16 protein-coding genes are annotated in these 16,493 nt (G+C 74.5%); 9 read left to right on the top strand and 7 right to left on the bottom strand.

The annotated features are described in order from the left end of the window. The 3 genes from ACFW01_RS16645 to ACFW01_RS16635 are packed head-to-tail and all read left to right on the top strand — an operon-like array spanning position 1 to position 2,252. Positions 1–960: a PDR/VanB family oxidoreductase gene (locus ACFW01_RS16645; protein ID WP_384504217.1), complete on the top strand. Its 960-nt coding sequence runs from the start codon at positions 1–3 to the stop codon at positions 958–960. A gap of 37 nt (positions 961–997) precedes the next feature. Beyond that, on the top strand, positions 998–1,222 hold the full coding sequence (locus tag ACFW01_RS16640) for a recombinase-like helix-turn-helix domain-containing protein (RefSeq protein WP_114530323.1): 225 nt from the start codon (positions 998–1,000) through the stop codon (positions 1,220–1,222). 1 nt (position 1,223) lies between these two features. Next, complete coding sequence (locus tag ACFW01_RS16635; protein ID WP_234959653.1) at positions 1,224–2,252, top strand: aromatic ring-hydroxylating dioxygenase subunit alpha; 1,029 nt, start codon at positions 1,224–1,226, stop codon at positions 2,250–2,252. On the opposite strand, the gene ACFW01_RS16630 is transcribed toward ACFW01_RS16635, so the two are convergent. From ACFW01_RS16630 to ACFW01_RS16610, 5 genes are read right to left on the bottom strand one after another with little or no spacing between them, the layout of a single operon-like run. Next, on the bottom strand, positions 2,231–2,779 hold the full coding sequence (locus ACFW01_RS16630) for a MarR family transcriptional regulator (RefSeq protein ID WP_234959654.1): 549 nt from the start codon (positions 2,777–2,779) through the stop codon (positions 2,231–2,233). The genes ACFW01_RS16635 and ACFW01_RS16630 overlap by 22 nt on opposite strands. 43 nt (positions 2,780–2,822) lie before the next feature. Beyond that, positions 2,823–4,193, bottom strand: a complete 1,371-nt coding sequence (locus ACFW01_RS16625; protein ID WP_384504214.1) for an AAA domain-containing protein — start codon at positions 4,191–4,193, stop codon at positions 2,823–2,825. Next, entirely contained in the window at positions 4,190–5,797 is a 1,608-nt protein-coding gene (locus tag ACFW01_RS16620) for a hypothetical protein (protein ID WP_384504212.1), read from the bottom strand. Before ACFW01_RS16620 ends, ACFW01_RS16625 begins: the two co-directional genes overlap by 4 nt. Then, entirely contained in the window at positions 5,788–6,990 is a 1,203-nt protein-coding gene (locus ACFW01_RS16615) for a hypothetical protein (protein WP_384504210.1), read from the bottom strand. The genes ACFW01_RS16620 and ACFW01_RS16615 overlap by 10 nt, the downstream gene beginning before the upstream one ends. Further along, the gene (locus ACFW01_RS16610) at positions 6,887–7,852 is read right to left on the bottom strand and encodes a phosphatase PAP2 family protein (RefSeq protein WP_234959657.1); all 966 of its coding nucleotides are present in this window, start codon (positions 7,850–7,852) and stop codon (positions 6,887–6,889) included. Before ACFW01_RS16610 ends, ACFW01_RS16615 begins: the two co-directional genes overlap by 104 nt. A 198-nt stretch (positions 7,853–8,050) precedes the next feature. Here ACFW01_RS16610 and ACFW01_RS16605 point away from each other — a divergent pair, with 198 nt between their 5' ends. Continuing rightward, positions 8,051–8,647: a histidine phosphatase family protein gene (locus ACFW01_RS16605; RefSeq protein WP_234959658.1), complete on the top strand. Its 597-nt coding sequence runs from the start codon at positions 8,051–8,053 to the stop codon at positions 8,645–8,647. A 93-nt stretch (positions 8,648–8,740) separates the two neighbouring features. Here the strand turns inward: ACFW01_RS16605 and ACFW01_RS16600 are convergent, their stop codons facing one another. Next, entirely contained in the window at positions 8,741–10,189 is a 1,449-nt protein-coding gene (locus tag ACFW01_RS16600; protein ID WP_384504207.1) for a hypothetical protein, read from the bottom strand. A 314-nt stretch (positions 10,190–10,503) separates the two neighbouring features. On the opposite strand from ACFW01_RS16600, the gene ACFW01_RS16595 reads away from it, so the two are divergent. Both ACFW01_RS16595 and ACFW01_RS16590 read left to right on the top strand, forming a co-directional pair. Continuing rightward, a complete protein-coding gene (locus ACFW01_RS16595) occupies positions 10,504–10,887 on the top strand; it encodes a hypothetical protein (RefSeq protein ID WP_234959660.1) in 384 nt (127 codons plus the stop codon). A gap of 51 nt (positions 10,888–10,938) precedes the next feature. After that, entirely contained in the window at positions 10,939–11,808 is an 870-nt protein-coding gene (locus tag ACFW01_RS16590; RefSeq protein WP_384504205.1) for a spermidine synthase, read from the top strand. A 59-nt stretch (positions 11,809–11,867) separates the two neighbouring features. Here ACFW01_RS16590 and ACFW01_RS16585 read toward each other — a convergent pair whose 3' ends face one another. Next, positions 11,868–12,422 carry a hypothetical protein gene (locus ACFW01_RS16585; protein ID WP_384504203.1) on the bottom strand — a complete coding sequence of 185 codons (555 nt, stop codon included), beginning with the start codon at positions 12,420–12,422 and terminating at the stop codon, positions 11,868–11,870. Positions 12,423–12,565: 143 nt separating this feature from the next. On the opposite strand from ACFW01_RS16585, the gene ACFW01_RS16580 reads away from it, so the two are divergent. The 3 genes from ACFW01_RS16580 to ACFW01_RS16570 all read left to right on the top strand — a co-directional run bounded on the left by ACFW01_RS16580 (position 12,566) and on the right by ACFW01_RS16570 (position 16,365). After that, entirely contained in the window at positions 12,566–13,318 is a 753-nt protein-coding gene (locus ACFW01_RS16580) for a response regulator transcription factor (protein ID WP_234959663.1), read from the top strand. Then, on the top strand, positions 13,315–14,766 hold the full coding sequence (locus ACFW01_RS16575; protein WP_384504201.1) for a sensor histidine kinase: 1,452 nt from the start codon (positions 13,315–13,317) through the stop codon (positions 14,764–14,766). Before ACFW01_RS16580 ends, ACFW01_RS16575 begins: the two co-directional genes overlap by 4 nt. Positions 14,767–14,895: 129 nt before the next feature. After that, entirely contained in the window at positions 14,896–16,365 is a 1,470-nt protein-coding gene (locus ACFW01_RS16570) for a cellulose binding domain-containing protein (protein ID WP_234959665.1), read from the top strand. Positions 16,366–16,493 lie beyond the last annotated feature (128 nt).

Raw genomic sequence — 16,493 nt, 5'->3', positions numbered from 1 at the left:
ATGAGCGCCACCGAAGCCGCCGAAGAGCAGGAACTGGACCTCCTCGTCCACCGCACGACCTGGGAGGCGGAGGGAGTCCTCTCCGTCGAGCTGGTCCACGCCGACGGCAAGCCGCTGCCCTCCTGGGCGCCCGGCGCACACCTGGACCTGCACGTGGGCGGCCACGTCCGCCAGTACAGCCTGTGCGGCGACCCGGAGGACAGCGGGGTCTACCGCCTCGGCATCCTCGACGAACCGGCCTCGCGCGGCGGTTCGCGCCACGTGCACACCAAGCTGCGGCCCGGCCAGACTGTGCGGGTGGCCGGGCCGCGCAACCACTTCGCCCTGGAACCCGCCGCCTCCTACGTCTTCGTCGCCGGCGGTATCGGCATCACCCCGATCCTGGCGATGGCCCGCCGGGCACAGCGCGACGGCATCCCGTACCGGCTCGTCCACGGCGGCCGTACGCGCGCCTCGATGGCGTTCGGCGGCGAACTCGCGGCGCTCGGCGGCGGCCGGGTGACCCTCGTGCCGCAGGACGAACTCGGACACATCGACGTCGCCGGCACGCTCGCGGACCTGCCCGCCGACGCGCTGGTGTACTGCTGCGGCCCGGAGCCGCTGCTGCGGGCGGTCGAGGAGGCCGCGCCGGAGGGGCGGGTGCGCACCGAGCGCTTCGCCGCACCGGCCGCGGCGGTGCGGGAGGGCGACGACAGCGCCTTCGACGTCGAGTGCCGGGCCTCGGGCGTGACCCTGCGCGTGGCGGGCGGCACCTCGATCCTGGAGGCCGCCGAGAACGCCGGACTGGCCGTCTCCTCGTCCTGCAGGGACGGCATCTGCGGCTCCTGCGAGACCCGCGTCCTGGCCGGCACCCCCGACCACCGCGACTTCCTCCTCAGCGACACCGAGCGCGCCACCGGCGAGACGATGATGATCTGCGTCTCGCGCTGCGCCTCGGACCGCCTCGTCCTGAACCTCTGAACCTCCCGAAACGCCCGCCTTCCCTACGGAGAACGCCGTGCCCGAGACCTGGCCCTTCCTGGACCCCCATCAGACCCGCGACCACGAGCCCACCCCGTACGAGCTGAAGCTCGCCCGCACACTCGAGGACATCTTCACCAAGGACGGCCACGAACTGACCGACGTCGTCGACGGCCTCAACTCCCGCCAGCTGCGCACCCCCACGGGCGAGCCCTGGACCGAGGACGCCTTCCGCGCCGAGATGCACCGCCTGGGAGCCTGACATGACCCTCTCGACCCACGACACCGCCGGCCACATCTACGCCCACGGCCTGCGCAACCAGTGGCACCCCGTCGTGCCCTCGGACTTCGTCTCGCCCGGAGACATGCGCAGGGTGACCGCCCTCGGCGAGGACTGGCTGCTCTTCCGCAAGTCCGACGGCGGCCTCTCCATGCTCGCCGACCGCTGCCCCCACCGCGGCGCGCCCCTCTCGCTCGGCAAGCACCTGGGCGACCGCGTCGCCTGCTGGTACCACGGCGTCGAGGTCGACGGCACCGGCACGGTCACCTCGGTGCCCGGCCTGCCCGGCTGCAACCTGGAGGGCAAGGCCCTCGTCACCTCACTGCCGGTCCGGGAGGCCGGCGGCGCGATCCTCGCCTACTTCGGCGACGAGGAGCACCCCGACCCGGTCGAACTCACCCTGCCCGAACCACTCGCCGACGAGGAGATCTCCGCGTTCCTCTGCTACGCCGAGTGGAACGTGCCGTGGCGGTTCGCCATGGAGAACCTCCTCGACCCGATGCACGGCGCGTTTCTGCACTCCGAGTCGCACACCATGTTCGCCGGTGACACGACCGCCAAGTTCCGCATCCGGGAGACCGGACGCGGCTACTTCTTCGAGAAGACCGACCAGCGGGGCGTCAACTTCGACTGGGTCGAGCTGTGCCACACCGGCGTCGACTGGGTGGACCTGTCCATCCCGTACCCGCCGTCGGCCGGCCCCGGGGGCCCCTTCGGCATCGTCGGCATGGCCTGCCCGGTGGACGCCGGACGCACCGGTGTCTTCTTCTGGCGGTACCGCAAGGTGAGCGACTGGCAGCGGGACACCTGGCGGTTCCTCTACAAGACCCTCATCGAGGAGCGCCACTGGGAGGTCCTGGAGCAGGACCGCGTCATCCTGGAGAGCATGCCCGCGGACGCCGACCAGCGGGAGAACCTCTACCAGCACGACCTGGGCGTGGTCCGGCTGCGCCGCCTCTACCAGGCGCAGGCCGGGCGGCAGTCGAAGGCTCAGCCCGTCTCGGCGGGCTGAGCGGGAGCCTCGTCGGAATCCACGATCGAACGCTCCAACTTCGACAGCAGACGGCCGAGTTGGCGGTGCTCGGCGGGCGAGAGTCCGCCGAGCATCCGGCGTTCGTTCTCCAGGTGCTCGCTGAAGACCTCGTCCACCTTCCGCAGCCCGGCGTCGGTCAGCCGTGAATACACCACGCGCCGGTCCTCGGCGTCGCGTTCACGCACCAGCAGGCCGTCCTTCTCCAGCCGGTCGAGCCGCAGGGTGACCCCGGCCGACGAGACCAGCCCGGAGGCCGCGAGCTGCCCGGCGGTCAGCCGGTACGGGGACCCGGCCCGGCGCAACGCGGTGAGCACGTCGAACCCGGCGACGGACAGCCCGTGCTCGTCCAGCCGCGCGGTCATCCGCGACTGGTACTGGAGATACGACCGGTGCAGCCGGGCGAGCACCTCCAGGGGAGAGGTGTCCAGTTCGGGCCGCTCACGCGCCCAGTCCCCGACGATCCCCGCCACAGCATCCGGCCGCCTCGCGGCCCTGCCCTGAGCCATGTCTTCCCCTCGCGGCGTAGATTATGGTGCTGAAATCTTAGCCCTAAGGGAATCGCACCCGGTGCTCCGCGAGGTGCGCCAGCACCGCGTGGTTCGCCTCCCATCCGTCAGGAAACTTCACCAGCGTGCCCAGTTGGACCGGCTCCGTGGACGGGTAGTCGTCCAGGAGTCCGTCGACTCCCTCGCGGCAGACCACGATGCAGGCGTGCCGGTGGCGGGAGGCCAGGACGCAGAGGCGGCCCGTCTCCAGGTGGAAGGCGGTGGCGTCGGGGCGGCCGGAGAGGGGATGCAGGACGACCGTGACGTCGTACTCCCGGCCCTGGAGCCGGTTGGCCGTGTCCACGGTCACGTCGCTCACCCCGAGGTCGGCCAGCGCGGCCCGCACCGCGGCGGCCTGGTCCCGGTGCGCGGTGCCGACGGCGATGCGGGCGGCGGTCAACGGGACGGGACCGGGGGAGCGTTCCGACAGCGCCGCGCCCTCCCGGTCCAGGAGCCGCCGGACCACCGACGCCACCGCCCGCACCGCCTCCGGGTCGGTGCGCGGGGTGTGCCGGGCGGGCAGCTCCAGCAGGCCCCAGCCGGAGACCGCGGCCTCGTCGATCACCCGGTCGGGGCCCGAGCCGTCCGACGGCACCGCGAAGGCCAGGCTCCGGTCGCCGTGGCCGGTGCCGCTGCGGAACGGGGTGTACGGGTAGAACGCGTCCGAGACCAGGCGGGCCGCCGAGGCCGGGAGGCGCCAGGAGACCGGAAGACGGTGCTGGGGGAGGCCGGGGTTGTGGGCGAGGAGGGTCGTCACGGCGGAGGCCGACGGATCGTACGCCAGGCCCGCCCACTGCTCGCTGCCCACCGTCGCGAACGGGTCCAGCTGGCCGGGGTCGCCCACGAACAGCGCCCGTTCGAAGAGCCCGGCGACGGCCAGCAGGGAGTCCGAGCGCATCTGGTACGCCTCGTCCACGATCGCGTGCCGCCACGGCTCGTCCACCTTGACGTGCGCCCACTTCGCGGCCGTTGACAGGACGACCGCCAGGCCCGCGAGGTCGGCGGCCTTCGCCGAGGTGCGTACGGTCGGCAGGTCGTCGAGCGCCTTGTCGTACGCGTCGGTGTCGCTGCTGTGCAGCCGGCCCACCGGCAGCTCGGGACTCTTCTCGGCGAGGCGCAGGACCAGGTCGTCCACCTGGGCGTTCGTCTGCGCCACCACCATCAGGGCGCGGCCGGCCGCGGCCAGCTCCAGCGCCGCCCGGACGACCAGCGTGGACTTGCCGGCGCCCGGCGGGGAATCCACGACGACACCGCGCTCCGTGCCGTGCAGGGTGTCGTGGAGGATCGCCGCGGTGGCGCGCGCGGCCTCGGCGCCCGGGTCGAAGGCCGGGGCGGCGGGGGCGGTGACGGGGCTGGTGGTGGTGTCGGCGGTCACAGGAGGTCCTCTTCCGTCTGGGCGTCGGCGGCCTCCGGCACGGCGGCCGCCTCACCGGGCGGGCCTCCGTGCGTCCACGGGGTCTCCTCCGGGTCGGGAAGCTTCGCGCCACCCCGCTGCTCGTGCTCGAAGAGGGTGAAGCAGACCCGGTCGCCCTTCTCCGGCACCGACCCCGCCTCCGGCTCCTTGCCGCGGCCCATCTTGTCCATGATCCGCAGGACCAGCGTCCCGTCGCCGGGATCGCCCGCCGGACCGGCGTACTCCGCCGCCTGCGGCTTGCCGCCCAGCGACCGGTAGACCCGCACCCGCTCGCCCAGGTGCGGCCGGTCGTCCGTGCGGACCGTGACCAGCGGGCGCGGACTGGGCCGCTTGCTCTCGCTGTACGCCATCACCACGTCGGTGACCTCGCCCGCGAACGCCTCCCCGGCCAGCCGCCGTCCGGCCATCACCAGCGGATCGTCCAGCGCCTCCTGGGCCTCAAGACGGGCCTGTTCGCGCTCGCGCGTGGCCAGCTTGTTCGCCGCCGTCACCGCGTCGTCGCGGCGCGGCTGCGGGGGCTCGCCGGCCAGGACGCGGTCCCGGTGCGAGGTGAACGACCAGCGGTCGCGGGTCCAGCGGTCGTCGACGTGCGCGCCGGCCGGCAGCTCCCGCAGCAGGTCCAGGCCCCGCCACACCGACTCCCAGGTGGGCCGCGTACGGCTCTCGACCAGGGCGCGGATCTCCCGCTCCGCGGCGGTCAGCGCGCCGAGCCGGTCGTCGGCCTCCAGACCGTCCTCGGCGGCGGCGAACGCGGTGCGCGCGCGGTCGTAGCGCTCGATGGCGGGGGCGAGCAGGCGGTTGTCGAAGGCCGGGTCGGTCGCCGGTCCCGCGGGCGGGCACAGCAACTGGCCCTCCGCGTCGCGCGCCAGCTCGGCCCGGCGCGCGGCCTCCGCGCCGGTCAGGCCCTCGCATTCGGGGGCGATCCACGCCAGCAGCGCGCCGAGATGCTGGTCCTCCAGCGTGGACTGGCCGGTCGCCCAGTGCCGGCCCAGCAGGTCGGTCATGGCGAGGAGCAGGGACGACCCCGGGACCCGGGCCCGCTCGCCGTAGTGGGTGAGCCACCGGCCGAGCAGCGGCACCCTGGGCGGCGCGGGGTGCGGGGTCTGCGGATCCTGCTCCGCCGTACGACGGAAGCGCATGGAGCGGCCCAGCAGCCGGACGAAGTCGATGCCCGCGCGGCTCGGCACGATCAGCTGCGCGGCGTCCGCGCACAGGTCCACCTCGACCTTGACCCGCTTGCCCGTCTCCGGATCGGTCTCGGTGCGCTCGGCGGCCTCCACGGCGTCGGCGCACGTCTCGACGTGCGGCAGCACGATGTCCGCCAGCTCGGCCAGGAACGCGAAGCGCAGGTCGCGGTCGCGGGGCTGGGGCACGACCAGCAGGCGCGGCGCGTCCCGGTCGGTGCCGACCAGCGCGCCGAGCGGGGCACCTGCCTCACCGGCGGTGATCAGCGGGACGAAGACCAGCGGACGGTCGGACAGGTGCCGGTGCCGGACGGTGGCGGCGGGCTGCGCGGCGCCGGTGCGCACGGCCTCCAGCCGGGCGAGCGTGGTGATCAGTGACACCCGGCCACCCCGCCGCCTCCGGCACCGGCCGTCACCAGTGCCTCCGCGCGCAGCCGGGCCGCCCGGCGCAGCGCGGCCACCGCCGGGTCGTCCGGGTCGCCGGCCTCCCCGTGGGCCGCGGCCAGCACGTCCTCGACCGTGGCCAGCCCGCCCAGTTCGGCCCGGACCGGGCGGCCCAGGCAGGTCACGGCGCCGTCCTCCCGGGACCGGGCGCGGCAGTGGAAGGCCAGCTCGCAGGCGGACAGGCACTCGGGCGCGTAGGTCGCGGGGACCGCCTCGACCGCCGCCGTCAGCTCCTCCGCCGGCAGCTCGGGGGAGAAGCAGACGCCGTCGGGGAGCTGGTCGGCGATGTCCTCGATCCGGGTCAGCCGGGCCAGCTGGCGGTCGGTGACCGCGCGCTGCTTGCGCACGTCGACCGCGGACGCGGTGGGCAGGTTGGAGAAGTCCTTGGGGCAGACCAGCAGGACGCGGTGGCGCACGCGCGGGGCGGGGTCCAGGTGCGCGGCGACCCGCTCCAGGGCCAGGACGTACACGGCGGCCTGCCGTGCGGCGGCGCCGACCTTCGCCGGGTCGGCGGCGCCGTCCAGCATGGGGAAGGACTTGATCTCCACGACCGTCCAGCTGCCGTCCGGGTGCACCACCACGGCGTCCGGCTCCAGGAAGGCGGGGGAACCCGCGACCTCCAGGGCGAGCATCGGATGGTCGAGCAGCGTCCAGGCGCCCGGTGTGCCGGTGGCCTCGCGCAGGGCGAGCGACGTCCGGGCCGCGCGCCCCTCGGGGCCGCTCGCCGAGAGGTCGGGCACCCGCGCCCCGGCGGGCGGCTCGGCGCCCCGGTCGAGCTTCTCGTGGACCAGCCGCAGCAGTTCGGCGCCGCCGTCCGCCTTGACCCGCGCCTCGAAGGCGTTGCCCCGCATGAAGGCGAACTGCGACTGCCCGAAGACCGACGGCGATCCCAGCGCGCTCGCGAGCGCGGCCTTGTCCACCCCGGCGCCGTCGAGGATCGCGCGCCTGCGGCACCCCGGGTTGGCGGCGAGGGCGGCCAGGGCGCGCGCGTCCAGCGCCTTGGCGGGTACGTCGGGCCCGCGCAGCTCAGCGAGCCGGTGCCGGAGTCTCGTCCCCCGCGTCCGCGGGGGCGGGGTCCGGCTCGGCTCCTGCTGCGAACCGCTGTTCGCGCTGGCGTGGGAATCGCTCACCCGGGGAAGTCTGGCATCCGCCACTGACAATCGGGGAACCCGCGCCGTCGGGGACCGGTGCGGCAGGTGTGGAGCCGGAGGCGAAGCGGGCCGTGAGCCGGGTCCGCGCCCGGTGGGAGATCCGCAGCACGACGGGCGTCAGCAGCAGTCCCGCGCCCATCACGGCCGCGCCCGCGACCGCGTCGAGGAAGTAGTGGTTCGCGGTGCCCATCACCACGATGGTGGTCACCAGCGGGTAGACGACGCCGAGCACCTTCGTCAGGCGGCTGCCGCCGTAACGCCACAGGATCACGCCGCACCACAGGGCCCAGCCCACGTGCAGACTCGGCATGGCCGCGTACTGGTTGGTCATCCCGCCCAGTCCGCGCGGCGCGCTGGCCTCGCCGCCCCACCAGCCGTACGAGCTGTACTGCGCCATCGTGTCGACGAAGCCGTGGCCCGCGTCCAGCAGCCGGGGCGGGCAGGTCGGCAGCAGCGTGAAGCCTATGAGGCCGATGAACGTGGACGTCATCAGCCAGGTGCGCGCGGCCCGGTAGCGCACCGCGCGGGAGCGGAAGAGCCAGATCAGGATCGCCGGGGTGACCAGGTAGTGCAGCGACGCGTACCAGAAGTCGGCGGGTATGCCGATCCAGGGCTCGCTGGTGAAGAGCCGGTTGAGGGGGTGCTCCGCGTTGAGGTGGAGCGCCTTCTCCATGCGCAGGATCGCGAGGCCGTGGTCGACGGCGTCGGAGACGTCGCCCCGCACGAGCAGGCGGCCCGCGGAGTAGCAGGCGTACACGAGGACGATGAGCGGCAGCTCGGTCCACCAGCGCAGCCGAGTCGCGGGGGCAGCCTCGCTGCCCGGTATCTCGGTGTGCGGCAATCCGATCGCCCTCCCCCTTCTCTCGTCGCTCGCGCGCCCCGATTGACACGGACGTGCCACTCTACGGCCTCCCCGGGCCCGCCTCGCGGGGCGCCCTCGGACCGGAAAGACGCCGGGATCGCCCCCCGGGTTGCCCGCGCGTGCCGTGCGGGATGATGGAGAGGTCCCCTCAGACATTTCTCCCGGAAAGGCCTCTTCATGGCACCGCGCATCCTGCTGGCCCGGCACGGACAGACCGAGTGGTCGCTGTCCGGCAGACACACCGGCAGGACCGACGTACCGCTCCTCGAGGAGGGCCGGCAGGGCGCCAAGCTGCTCGGCGAGCGGCTGCACCGGGCGCCCCTGGAGGGACTGCCCGGCGTCGAGGTGCGGACCAGTCCGCTGGCCCGCGCGCGGGAGACCTGCGCCCTCGCGGGCTTCGGCGAGCGCGCCCGCGCGTGGGACACGCTGATGGAGTGGGACTACGGGGCGTACGAGGGCATGACCCCGGACGAGATCCAGGCCGTCCGGCCCGGCTGGCTGATCTGGCGGGACGGGGTGCCCGACGGGGAGAGCGTGGCGGACGTCACCGCGCGTGCGGACGAGGTCGTGGCGTGGGCGCGGGAGGCGGACCGGGATGTGCTGGTCTTCGCCCACGGGCACATTCTGCGGTCGATCGGGGCGCGGTGGCTGGGGCTGCCGCTGGACTTCGCGGCGCGGATACGGCTGAACCCGACGTCGCTGTCGGTCCTGGGATGGGCCTACGGGGAGCCGGCGCTGGAGAGCTGGAACGACCTGGGGCACCTGGTGGGCTGACGGGGCGGCGCGTCACCCGCTGGGGGTACCTCCCGGGCCGTTCGGGCACTGGGGGAGGCACGAGGGCCCGCGGCCGGAGCGGGGGAGCGGGTCTCAGGCCGGGCGTGGCAGCGTGGCGTGGCGGTCCAGGAACGCCGAGACGCCCCGGTTGCGGCGGTGGGGCAGCAGGACCCGGGCCGTCCCGGCCAGCATGGTGTGGATGCGGGAGGACTGGACCTCGCCCAGCAGGTCCAGGACCCGCAGGCCGGCGTCCGCCGCCTCGTCGGGGTGGCCGCCGCGGGCCAGGTCGTCCGCCAGCTCCGCCGAGTACAGCGCGAGGTTCCGCGTGAAGTGCGGGTCCTGCAGCTCGGCGGCGCGTCGCGCGTGCCGGGCGGCCCGGTGCCAGTCGCCCAGCGCGGACCAGCACTGCGCCTCAAGGCCTTCCAGCTCGGCGCGGCCGTAGAAGCTCATCCACTCGGGGTCGGCGTCCGAGGGGCCCCGCTCGTAGAAGGCCTGCGCGCGGACCAGCGCCTGTTCGCAGCCGACCCGGTCGGCGAGCCCCGCCCAGCCGCCCGCCTCGCGCAGCGCCAGCAGCGACATCAGCCGGCCCGAGCCCAGCGGCCGGGCGGCGCGCTGCGCGGCCTGGGCCGCCCGCACCGCCTCGCGCGGCCGCCCGGCGTCGCGGGCGAGGAACGCCATGTTGCAGAAGGCGTGCGCCTCCAGACCCGCGTCGCCGGTCATCCGGGAAGTGGCCAGCGCCTCCGCGTAGTGGGAGCGCGCGTCGTCGAAGCGCCCGGAGTCGTGCGCCAGCCAGCCCACGGAGATCGCCAGTTCACCGGCGCCCGTGTAGAGCCGGTCCGCCGTCGCCCGGCGGGACGCCCCGGCGTCCAGCAGCGCGTACGCGGTGCGCAGCGGGGCCGCCGCGCGCCGGTAGAGGCCGTCCGCTCCGTGCCGGTCGTCCAGCAGCCGGATCCGGCGGACGGCTTCTTCGAGGGCGCCGGCCTCGCCGGACCCCGCGCGGCGCAGGGGACGTCCGGCCGCAGCGGCGTCGAGGGCGAGCCCCAGGGGGCCCAGGGAGGCGGCGGCCACGGTGGCCCCGCTCGTCATGAATGCGCGACGCAGCACGTCGCTCTCCTCGTTGTTGTCGTGCTTTTCGTACGGGTCCTGCGTGTCATGCGTCTCATACGGTCCACCCGCCCCCCGCGTCTCACTCGTCGCGCGTTCGGGCGGGCGGGCGGGCGCCGGGAGCGCGTCCTCGTCGGTGCGCGTCCGGCGTCCGCGTACCGACGAGCGGGGCGCGAACCCCAGGTCGGTGAGCGTGCGACCGGGGAACATGTGCAGGAACACCCGCTCGTACGCGTAGTTGGGGCAGCGGATCTCGCCCGCCTCGACCCGGCCGACGTACCGCGCGTCACAGCTCACCCGCTCGCCGATCTCGCGCGCGGCCCGGCGGACCGCCGCCGCGAACTCGGCCGGCGAGCGCTTGCCGCGCAACCGCCGGAAGGCGAGGTTCGGCCGCGACGGCCGTTCGGGCTGGGCGGAGGTCACCATTGACGACGCCATGGCCGGGTCCTCTCGTGCGAACCGTCGAACCATGCCGGAAAAGGAATGAAAGGGACGAGTCGCGGAAATCATCCGCATGCCCTCACACGGCATCCCTGTTTCCGGCGAGCAAGAACGTACCGGCTGTGACGGAGTCGCCACGCACTGTTTGCCTACAAACCGGATATCTCATCCGTGATCTGCCATGAAGTGCCATCCTTTGCGGCGGACTTGTGCCGTAGCCGTTGACGGCCCGCCGCGTTGGACAGGGTGACCGGGAGGCCCTCGACTCCCGACCCGCTCGTCCGAGGAGGACTTCCGTGGTGGAGGCCGGGATGGATACCAGCCGGATCAGCGATCCGCCCTGCGACGCCTGCGATGTCGTCACCGTGCCGGCCCGGCAGGGTCTGGAGGCGGTCGACATCCTCAGGCGGGGAGCCGGCGAGGCGGTGGGTCCCGTGATCCACGACGACGGCTGCGACACCCTGGGCTTCCTGGTGCCGCCGGGCACCGCCGCCGCCTGGGACGTGCCGGGCAGCACCTGTACAGAGACGGACGGCCGCGGGCTGAGCCTCGACCTGCCGCCCGAGCCGCCGGTGGAGGGCTCCGACTGGCTGCTGCCGCCCGGCGAGGCGGACCTCGCGACCGACCCCGCGGTGCTGCGCGAGGCGCTGGGCGAGGCGGCCCGGCTGATCAGAGCGGCCGACAGCTGCCGCTGAGCCGTCCCGGCCGCGCGCGGCGCCATCGCGCGGTGCGCCGATAATGGCCCGATGGGAAAGTCCAGGAACGCCCGCCGCGGGCGCGCTGCCGCCGAGACGGTCGTCGAGGACGTCGACGGCGGACGCGCCGAGCTGATCCCCGACCGGGACCGGCCCCGGGCGTGGAGCCTGCTGATCGACGGCGCCCCGCAGTCGCACGTCGACCTCGACGACCCGGCCCACCTGTCCTTCGAGTACCAGCGCCGTCTCGGGCACGTCATCGACCTCGCCGCCCCGCCGGGCAGGCCCGTCCAGGCCGTGCACCTCGGCGGCGGCGCCCTCACCCTCGCCCGCTATCTCGCCGCCACCCGCCCCCGCTCCACCCAGCAGGTCGTCGAGCGGGACGCCGCCCTCGTCCAACTGGTCCGCCGGGAGCTGCCCCTGGACCCCGGCGCGCGGATACGGGTGCGCTCCACCGACGCCCGCGCCGGACTGGCCAAGGTGCCCGACGGCTGGGCGGACCTGATCGTCGCGGACGTCTTCAGCGGCGCCCGCACCCCGGCCCACCTGACGTCCGCCGAGTTCCTGGACGAGGTCCGGCGCGCGCTCGCGCCCGGCGGGGTCTACGCCGCCAACCTCGCCGACGGCCCGCCCCTGGCCCACCTGCGCGGCCAGATCGCCACCGCCGCGGCCCGGTTCGCGGAACTCGCCCTCGTCGCCGACCCCGCGGTGCTGCGCGGCAAGCGCTTCGGCAACGCCGTCCTCGTCGCCTCCGATCACCCGTTGCCGGTCGCCGAACTCACCCGCCGCGCCGCCTCCGACCCGCAGCCCGCCCGGGTGGAACACGGCCGCGCGCTGGCCGACTTCACGGGCGGCGCGGCACCGGTGACGGACGCGGCGGCGGTGGACTCGCCCGCGCCGCCGCCCTCCGTCTTCCGCTGACGCTGACGGGGTAGGGGTAGGGCACGGGCGGGAGCCGGGGCCGGGCGGTGCGCGTCGGCTCAGTAGCTGCCGATCTCCACGCGCGGCGGCCCGTCGTGCCAGGTGCAGAACACCGACACCCGGTCCGCCCCCGAGGTGAACTCCACCCGGATCCACGACTCCGTCTTCCACACCTGCATCGACCAGCCCGCACCCGGCGTCGCCGACACCAGGGACGCGGACGACGTGCCGAGGTCGAAGACCGCGCGGCCGCCGTCGGTGTCGTAGCTCCTGACCTCGCCGGAGGTGGTGGGGGAGGGGCTCGCCGGGCGCTGGGGCGTGGTGGACGGGGTGGTCCGCGACGGCGTGGGGTCCGGCTCGGGGCGGCTCTCGCCCGGCGACGGCGAAGGACTGCCCGACGGCGACGGACGGCTGGTGGACGACGCCCGCGAACTCTCTTCGCCGGAGGCGTCCCGCGCGTCCCGTACCGACGCGTCGGCCGCGGTGATGGGCAGGGCGCGGGGCGCGTCGTAGGCCGTGCCCGTCATCACCGTGTGGACGCCCCACCACGACAGCGTGACCGCCGCGCCGGTGGCGAGCAGCCAGGCAAGTACGTGGACGAGTCCTCTGCGCATCGCGGCCATACTGCCTCACCCGCCCCACCCGTGTCGCCCGAACGGAGTGTGACGCCGGCCCCCGGCGGGGTGGTGCACAGGCCCGCGCCGGAGTTGTCCACAGGCCCGCACCGGCTTGGTCCGCATGGCGTACGGTGCCGCCCATGGCAAGTGTGCTCGTGGTCGAGGACGACCAGTTCGTACGCTCGGCGCTCATCCGGCAGCTGACCGACGCCTCGCACACCGTGCGCAGCGTCGGTACGGCGCTGGAGGCGCTGCGCGAGGTCGCCCATTTCCGTTTCGACGTGGTGATCCTCGACCTCGGACTCCCCGACCTGGACGGCTCCGAGGCGCTCAAGATGCTGCGCGGCATCACCGACGTACCCGTGATCGTCGCCACCGCCCGGGACGACGAGGCGGAGGTCGTACGGCTGTTGAACGCGGGCGCGGACGACTACCTCACCAAGCCGTTCTCCGTGGAGCACCTGTCGGCCCGCATGGCCGCCGTCCTGCGCCGGGTCCGGACCGGACCGGCGGAGGCGGCGCCCTCGCCCGTCATCCGGGTCGGCGGCCTCACCGTCGACCCCCTGCGCCGCCAGGCCGGCCTGGACGGTGTGCCCCTCGACCTGACCCGCCGCGAGTTCGACCTGCTCGCCTTCCTGGCCGGCCGGCCAGGGGTCGTCGTCCCCCGCAAGGAGCTGCTCGCCGAGGTCTGGCAGCAGTCCTACGGCGACGACCAGACCATCGACGTCCATCTGTCCTGGCTGCGGCGCAAGCTGGGCGAGACCGCGGCGCGGCCGCGCTACCTGCACACCCTGCGCGGTGTCGGCGTGAAGCTGGAGCCTCCCCTGGAACAGGACCCGGGGCAGGACCCGGCACAGGGCCCGGGGCTGCCCGGAGCGGAGCCGCCGCGATGAGGTGGGCCCTGGTCAAGGTGTCGCTGGCGGTCACCGCGATGGTCGTGGTCGCCTTCGCCGTCCCCCTGGGACTCGTCATCCGGGAGATGGCCCGGGACCGCGCCTTCTCCAACGCCGAACGGGAGGCGGCCGCCGTCGCCCCCGCGCTGTCCATCACCACCGACCGCGACCAGTTGGAGCGCGTCGTCGCCTCCGCCGGCTCGGACGCCGCGATGGCCGTGCACATACCGGCGTCCGGCGAGCCGGCCGACGGAACCGACGGAACCGACCGCACCGACGGCGCGGGGCAGCGGGCCGCCGACATCGGCCGGCAGCGCGCCACCGACGAGGACATCGCCGCCGTGCGCGAGATGGGCCGTGCCTCCACCACCGAGGTGGACGGCGGTTCCACGCTGCTCCAGCCGGTCGCGCTCAGCTCCGGCGAGATCGCCGTGGTCGAGGTGTACGTCCCCGAGTCCGAGGTCACCAACGGGGTCGCGACGGCCTGGGCGGTGCTCGCCGCGGTCGGCGCCGCCCTCATCGTCGGCTCCGTCGCGGTCGCCGACCGGCTCGGCGTGCGGATGGTGCGTCCCGCGCAGCGCCTGGTCGAGGGCGCCCACCAACTGGGCGAGGGCCGGCTGGGCTCGCGGGTGCCCGTGGAAGGGCCGAACGAACTGCGGCTCGCGGCCGTCGCGTTCAACTCCATGGCCGACCAGGTGGTCCAGCTCCTCGCCAACGAACGCGAGCTGGCCGCCGACCTGTCCCACCGGCTCCGTACGCCGCTGACCGTGCTGCGGCTCAACGCGGCCTCGCTCGGCGACGGGCCGGCCGCCGAGCAGACCCGGTCCGCCGTCGAGCAGCTGGAGCGCGAGGTCGACACCATCATCCGCACCGCCCGGGACGCCAAGCCCCAGACGGCCGCCGCCGTTCCGGGCGCCGGGTGCGACGCGGCCGAGGTGGTGCGCGAGCGGATGGGGTTCTGGTCCGCGCTCGCCGAGGACGAGGGCCGCAAGTGGCGGGTGGCCGGCGCCGACCGGCCGGTCCGCATCCCCGTGGCCCGCGCCGACCTGGCCGCCTCCCTCGACGCCCTGCTCGGCAACGTCTTCCGGCACACCGCCGAGGGCACCGCCTTCGCGGTCGACCTGCACAACGGCGAGGACGCGGTGATCGTGCTCGTGTCGGACGCGGGCGCGGGCATACCCGACCCCGAGGCGGCGATGGCCCGCGGCCGGGGTTCGGGCAGCGACGGGTCGACCGGGCTCGGCCTGGACATCGTGCGCCGCATGGCCGAGTCCACGGGCGGCGACGTCCGCATCGGCTCCTCCGTCCTGGGCGGCACCGAGGTGCGCATCTGGGTGCAGCTCGACGGGCGGACGGCGCCCGAGCGGCGCGGCCACCGGGGAGCGGTGCGGCGCCGCAGACAGCCCCGGAAGACGGCCACCATTAATCGGCCCCGATCTCTTCCTTAAGCGCACCCTAAGATCGCCGAACCCCGCCCGGATCAGGCTCTTTGCCCGAATCCGGCTCGCTAGCGTGCTGCCGCACCCCCCTCCCCGGACGTTCCCCGCCGGGGCACCGTGAACAGCGAAGGCAGGCACATGACGCGCACGCACCGACGCAGGGTCAGTGGCAGGAACAAGGCGATCGGCGCCGTCGTCGCGGCGGCCGTGGCCGGCGGTGGCGCGCTGCTGTTCACCAGTACCGCCCAGGCGGCCCCGGTGGGCGCCGTCTACACGAAGACCAGCGAGTGGTCGAACGGCTACAGCGCCCAGTACGTCGTCACCAACGGCAGCGGCGAGGCGAAGCCGGACTGGACCCTGGAGTTCGACCTGCCCGACGGGACGAAGCTCAGCTCGCTGTGGAACGCGGAGTCGGAGGTGAGCGGGCAGCACATCACCGTGACCCCGCCGAAGTGGGACACGGACGGCCTGAAGGCCGGCGAGTCCGTGACCGTCGGCTTCGTCGTCAACGGCACCGACGAGCCGACCGGTTGCCTCGTCGACGACGCCGAGTGCTCGGCGGACGACGGCGCCGCCCCCGAGCCCAGCGGCCGCCCCACCGAGCCCCCGGCCCCGACCTCCACCCCGGCCCCCACGGCCACCGACTCCGCCGAGCCGGACCCGACCGGCACCGCCACCACCCCGGCGCCCACCTCGACACCGGGCGGCACCGCCGCCGGCGCCGGCTTCGCGCCGTACGTCGACACCTCCCTCTACCCGGCCTACGATCTCCTCGCCAACGCCGAGGCCACCGGCGTGAAGGACTACACCCTCGCCTTCGTCACCGACGGCGGCGGCTGCACCCCCAAGTGGGGCGGCGTCACCGACCTCGCGAGCGACGCCGTGGCCAAGCAGGTGGGTGCCCTGCGCGCCGAGGGCGGCGACGTCCGCGTCTCCTTCGGCGGCGCCTCCGGCTCCGAACTCGGCACCACCTGCACGTCCGTGGACGCGCTGACGGCGGCCTACGGCAAGGTCGTCGACGCCTACGGCCTCACCAAGGTCGACTTCGACGTCGAGGGCGGCGCGCTGCCCGACACCGCCGCCAACACCCGCCGCGCCCAGGCCATCGCCGCCCTCCAGAAGGAACACCCCGGCCTGGACGTCTCCTTCACCCTCCCCGTCATGCCCGAGGGCCTGACCCAGGCGGGCGTCGACCTCCTCGCCGACGCGAAGGAGAACGGCGTGGACATCGGCACCGTCAACATCATGGCGATGGACTACGGACCCGCGTACAGCGGCGACATGGGCACCTACGCCGAGCAGGCCGCCACCGCCACCCAGGCGCAGGTCAAGGGCGTCCTCGGCCGCTCCGACGACGAAGCCTGGAAGACGGTCGCCGTCACCCCGATGATCGGCGTCAACGACGTCGTCTCCGAGGTCTTCACCGTCGAGGACGCCGGCCAGCTCGTGAAGTTCGCCGAGTCCAAGGGCCTGGGCGGACTGTCCATGTGGTCCGCGACCCGCGACAAGGCGTGCCCCGGCGGCCCGAAGCCCGCGGCCGACGCGACGTGCAGCTCGATCGACCAGGAGGCGAACGCCTTCGCGAAGGCATTCGCCGCCTTCGAGTAGGGCCGGGCTTCCCCCCACACCGGCCCCACGAGCGGGGGGGGGGCCCCCCCCGGGGGGGGCCGGCCCGCAGGGGCGGGGCCTACCCCCGGGGCGGCCCCGCCAGGGCGGGGTCCGCCGGGGGGGGGCGC

It is taken from the genome of Streptomyces sp. NPDC058985 (assembly GCF_042740985.1).
Classification (GTDB): Bacteria; Actinomycetota; Actinomycetes; order Streptomycetales; family Streptomycetaceae; genus Streptomyces.
This window is presented reverse-complemented; position numbering and strand designations above follow the sequence as displayed.

Coding starts and splice junctions, on each gene's coding strand:
- ACFW01_RS16645 (WP_384504217.1), top strand. CDS start 1: ATGAGCGCCACCGAAGCCGCCGAAGAGCAGGAACTGGACCTCCTCGTC.
- ACFW01_RS16635 (WP_234959653.1), top strand. CDS start 1,224: ATGACCCTCTCGACCCACGACACCGCCGGCCACATCTACGCCCACGGC.
- ACFW01_RS16630 (WP_234959654.1), bottom strand. CDS start 2,779: ATGGCTCAGGGCAGGGCCGCGAGGCGGCCGGATGCTGTGGCGGGGATC.
- ACFW01_RS16605 (WP_234959658.1), top strand. CDS start 8,051: ATGGCACCGCGCATCCTGCTGGCCCGGCACGGACAGACCGAGTGGTCG.
- ACFW01_RS16600 (WP_384504207.1), bottom strand. CDS start 10,189: ATGGCGTCGTCAATGGTGACCTCCGCCCAGCCCGAACGGCCGTCGCGG.
- ACFW01_RS16595 (WP_234959660.1), top strand. CDS start 10,504: ATGGATACCAGCCGGATCAGCGATCCGCCCTGCGACGCCTGCGATGTC.
- ACFW01_RS16590 (WP_384504205.1), top strand. CDS start 10,939: ATGGGAAAGTCCAGGAACGCCCGCCGCGGGCGCGCTGCCGCCGAGACG.
- ACFW01_RS16585 (WP_384504203.1), bottom strand. CDS start 12,422: ATGCGCAGAGGACTCGTCCACGTACTTGCCTGGCTGCTCGCCACCGGC.
- ACFW01_RS16580 (WP_234959663.1), top strand. CDS start 12,566: ATGGCAAGTGTGCTCGTGGTCGAGGACGACCAGTTCGTACGCTCGGCG.
- ACFW01_RS16575 (WP_384504201.1), top strand. CDS start 13,315: ATGAGGTGGGCCCTGGTCAAGGTGTCGCTGGCGGTCACCGCGATGGTC.
- ACFW01_RS16570 (WP_234959665.1), top strand. CDS start 14,896: ATGACGCGCACGCACCGACGCAGGGTCAGTGGCAGGAACAAGGCGATC.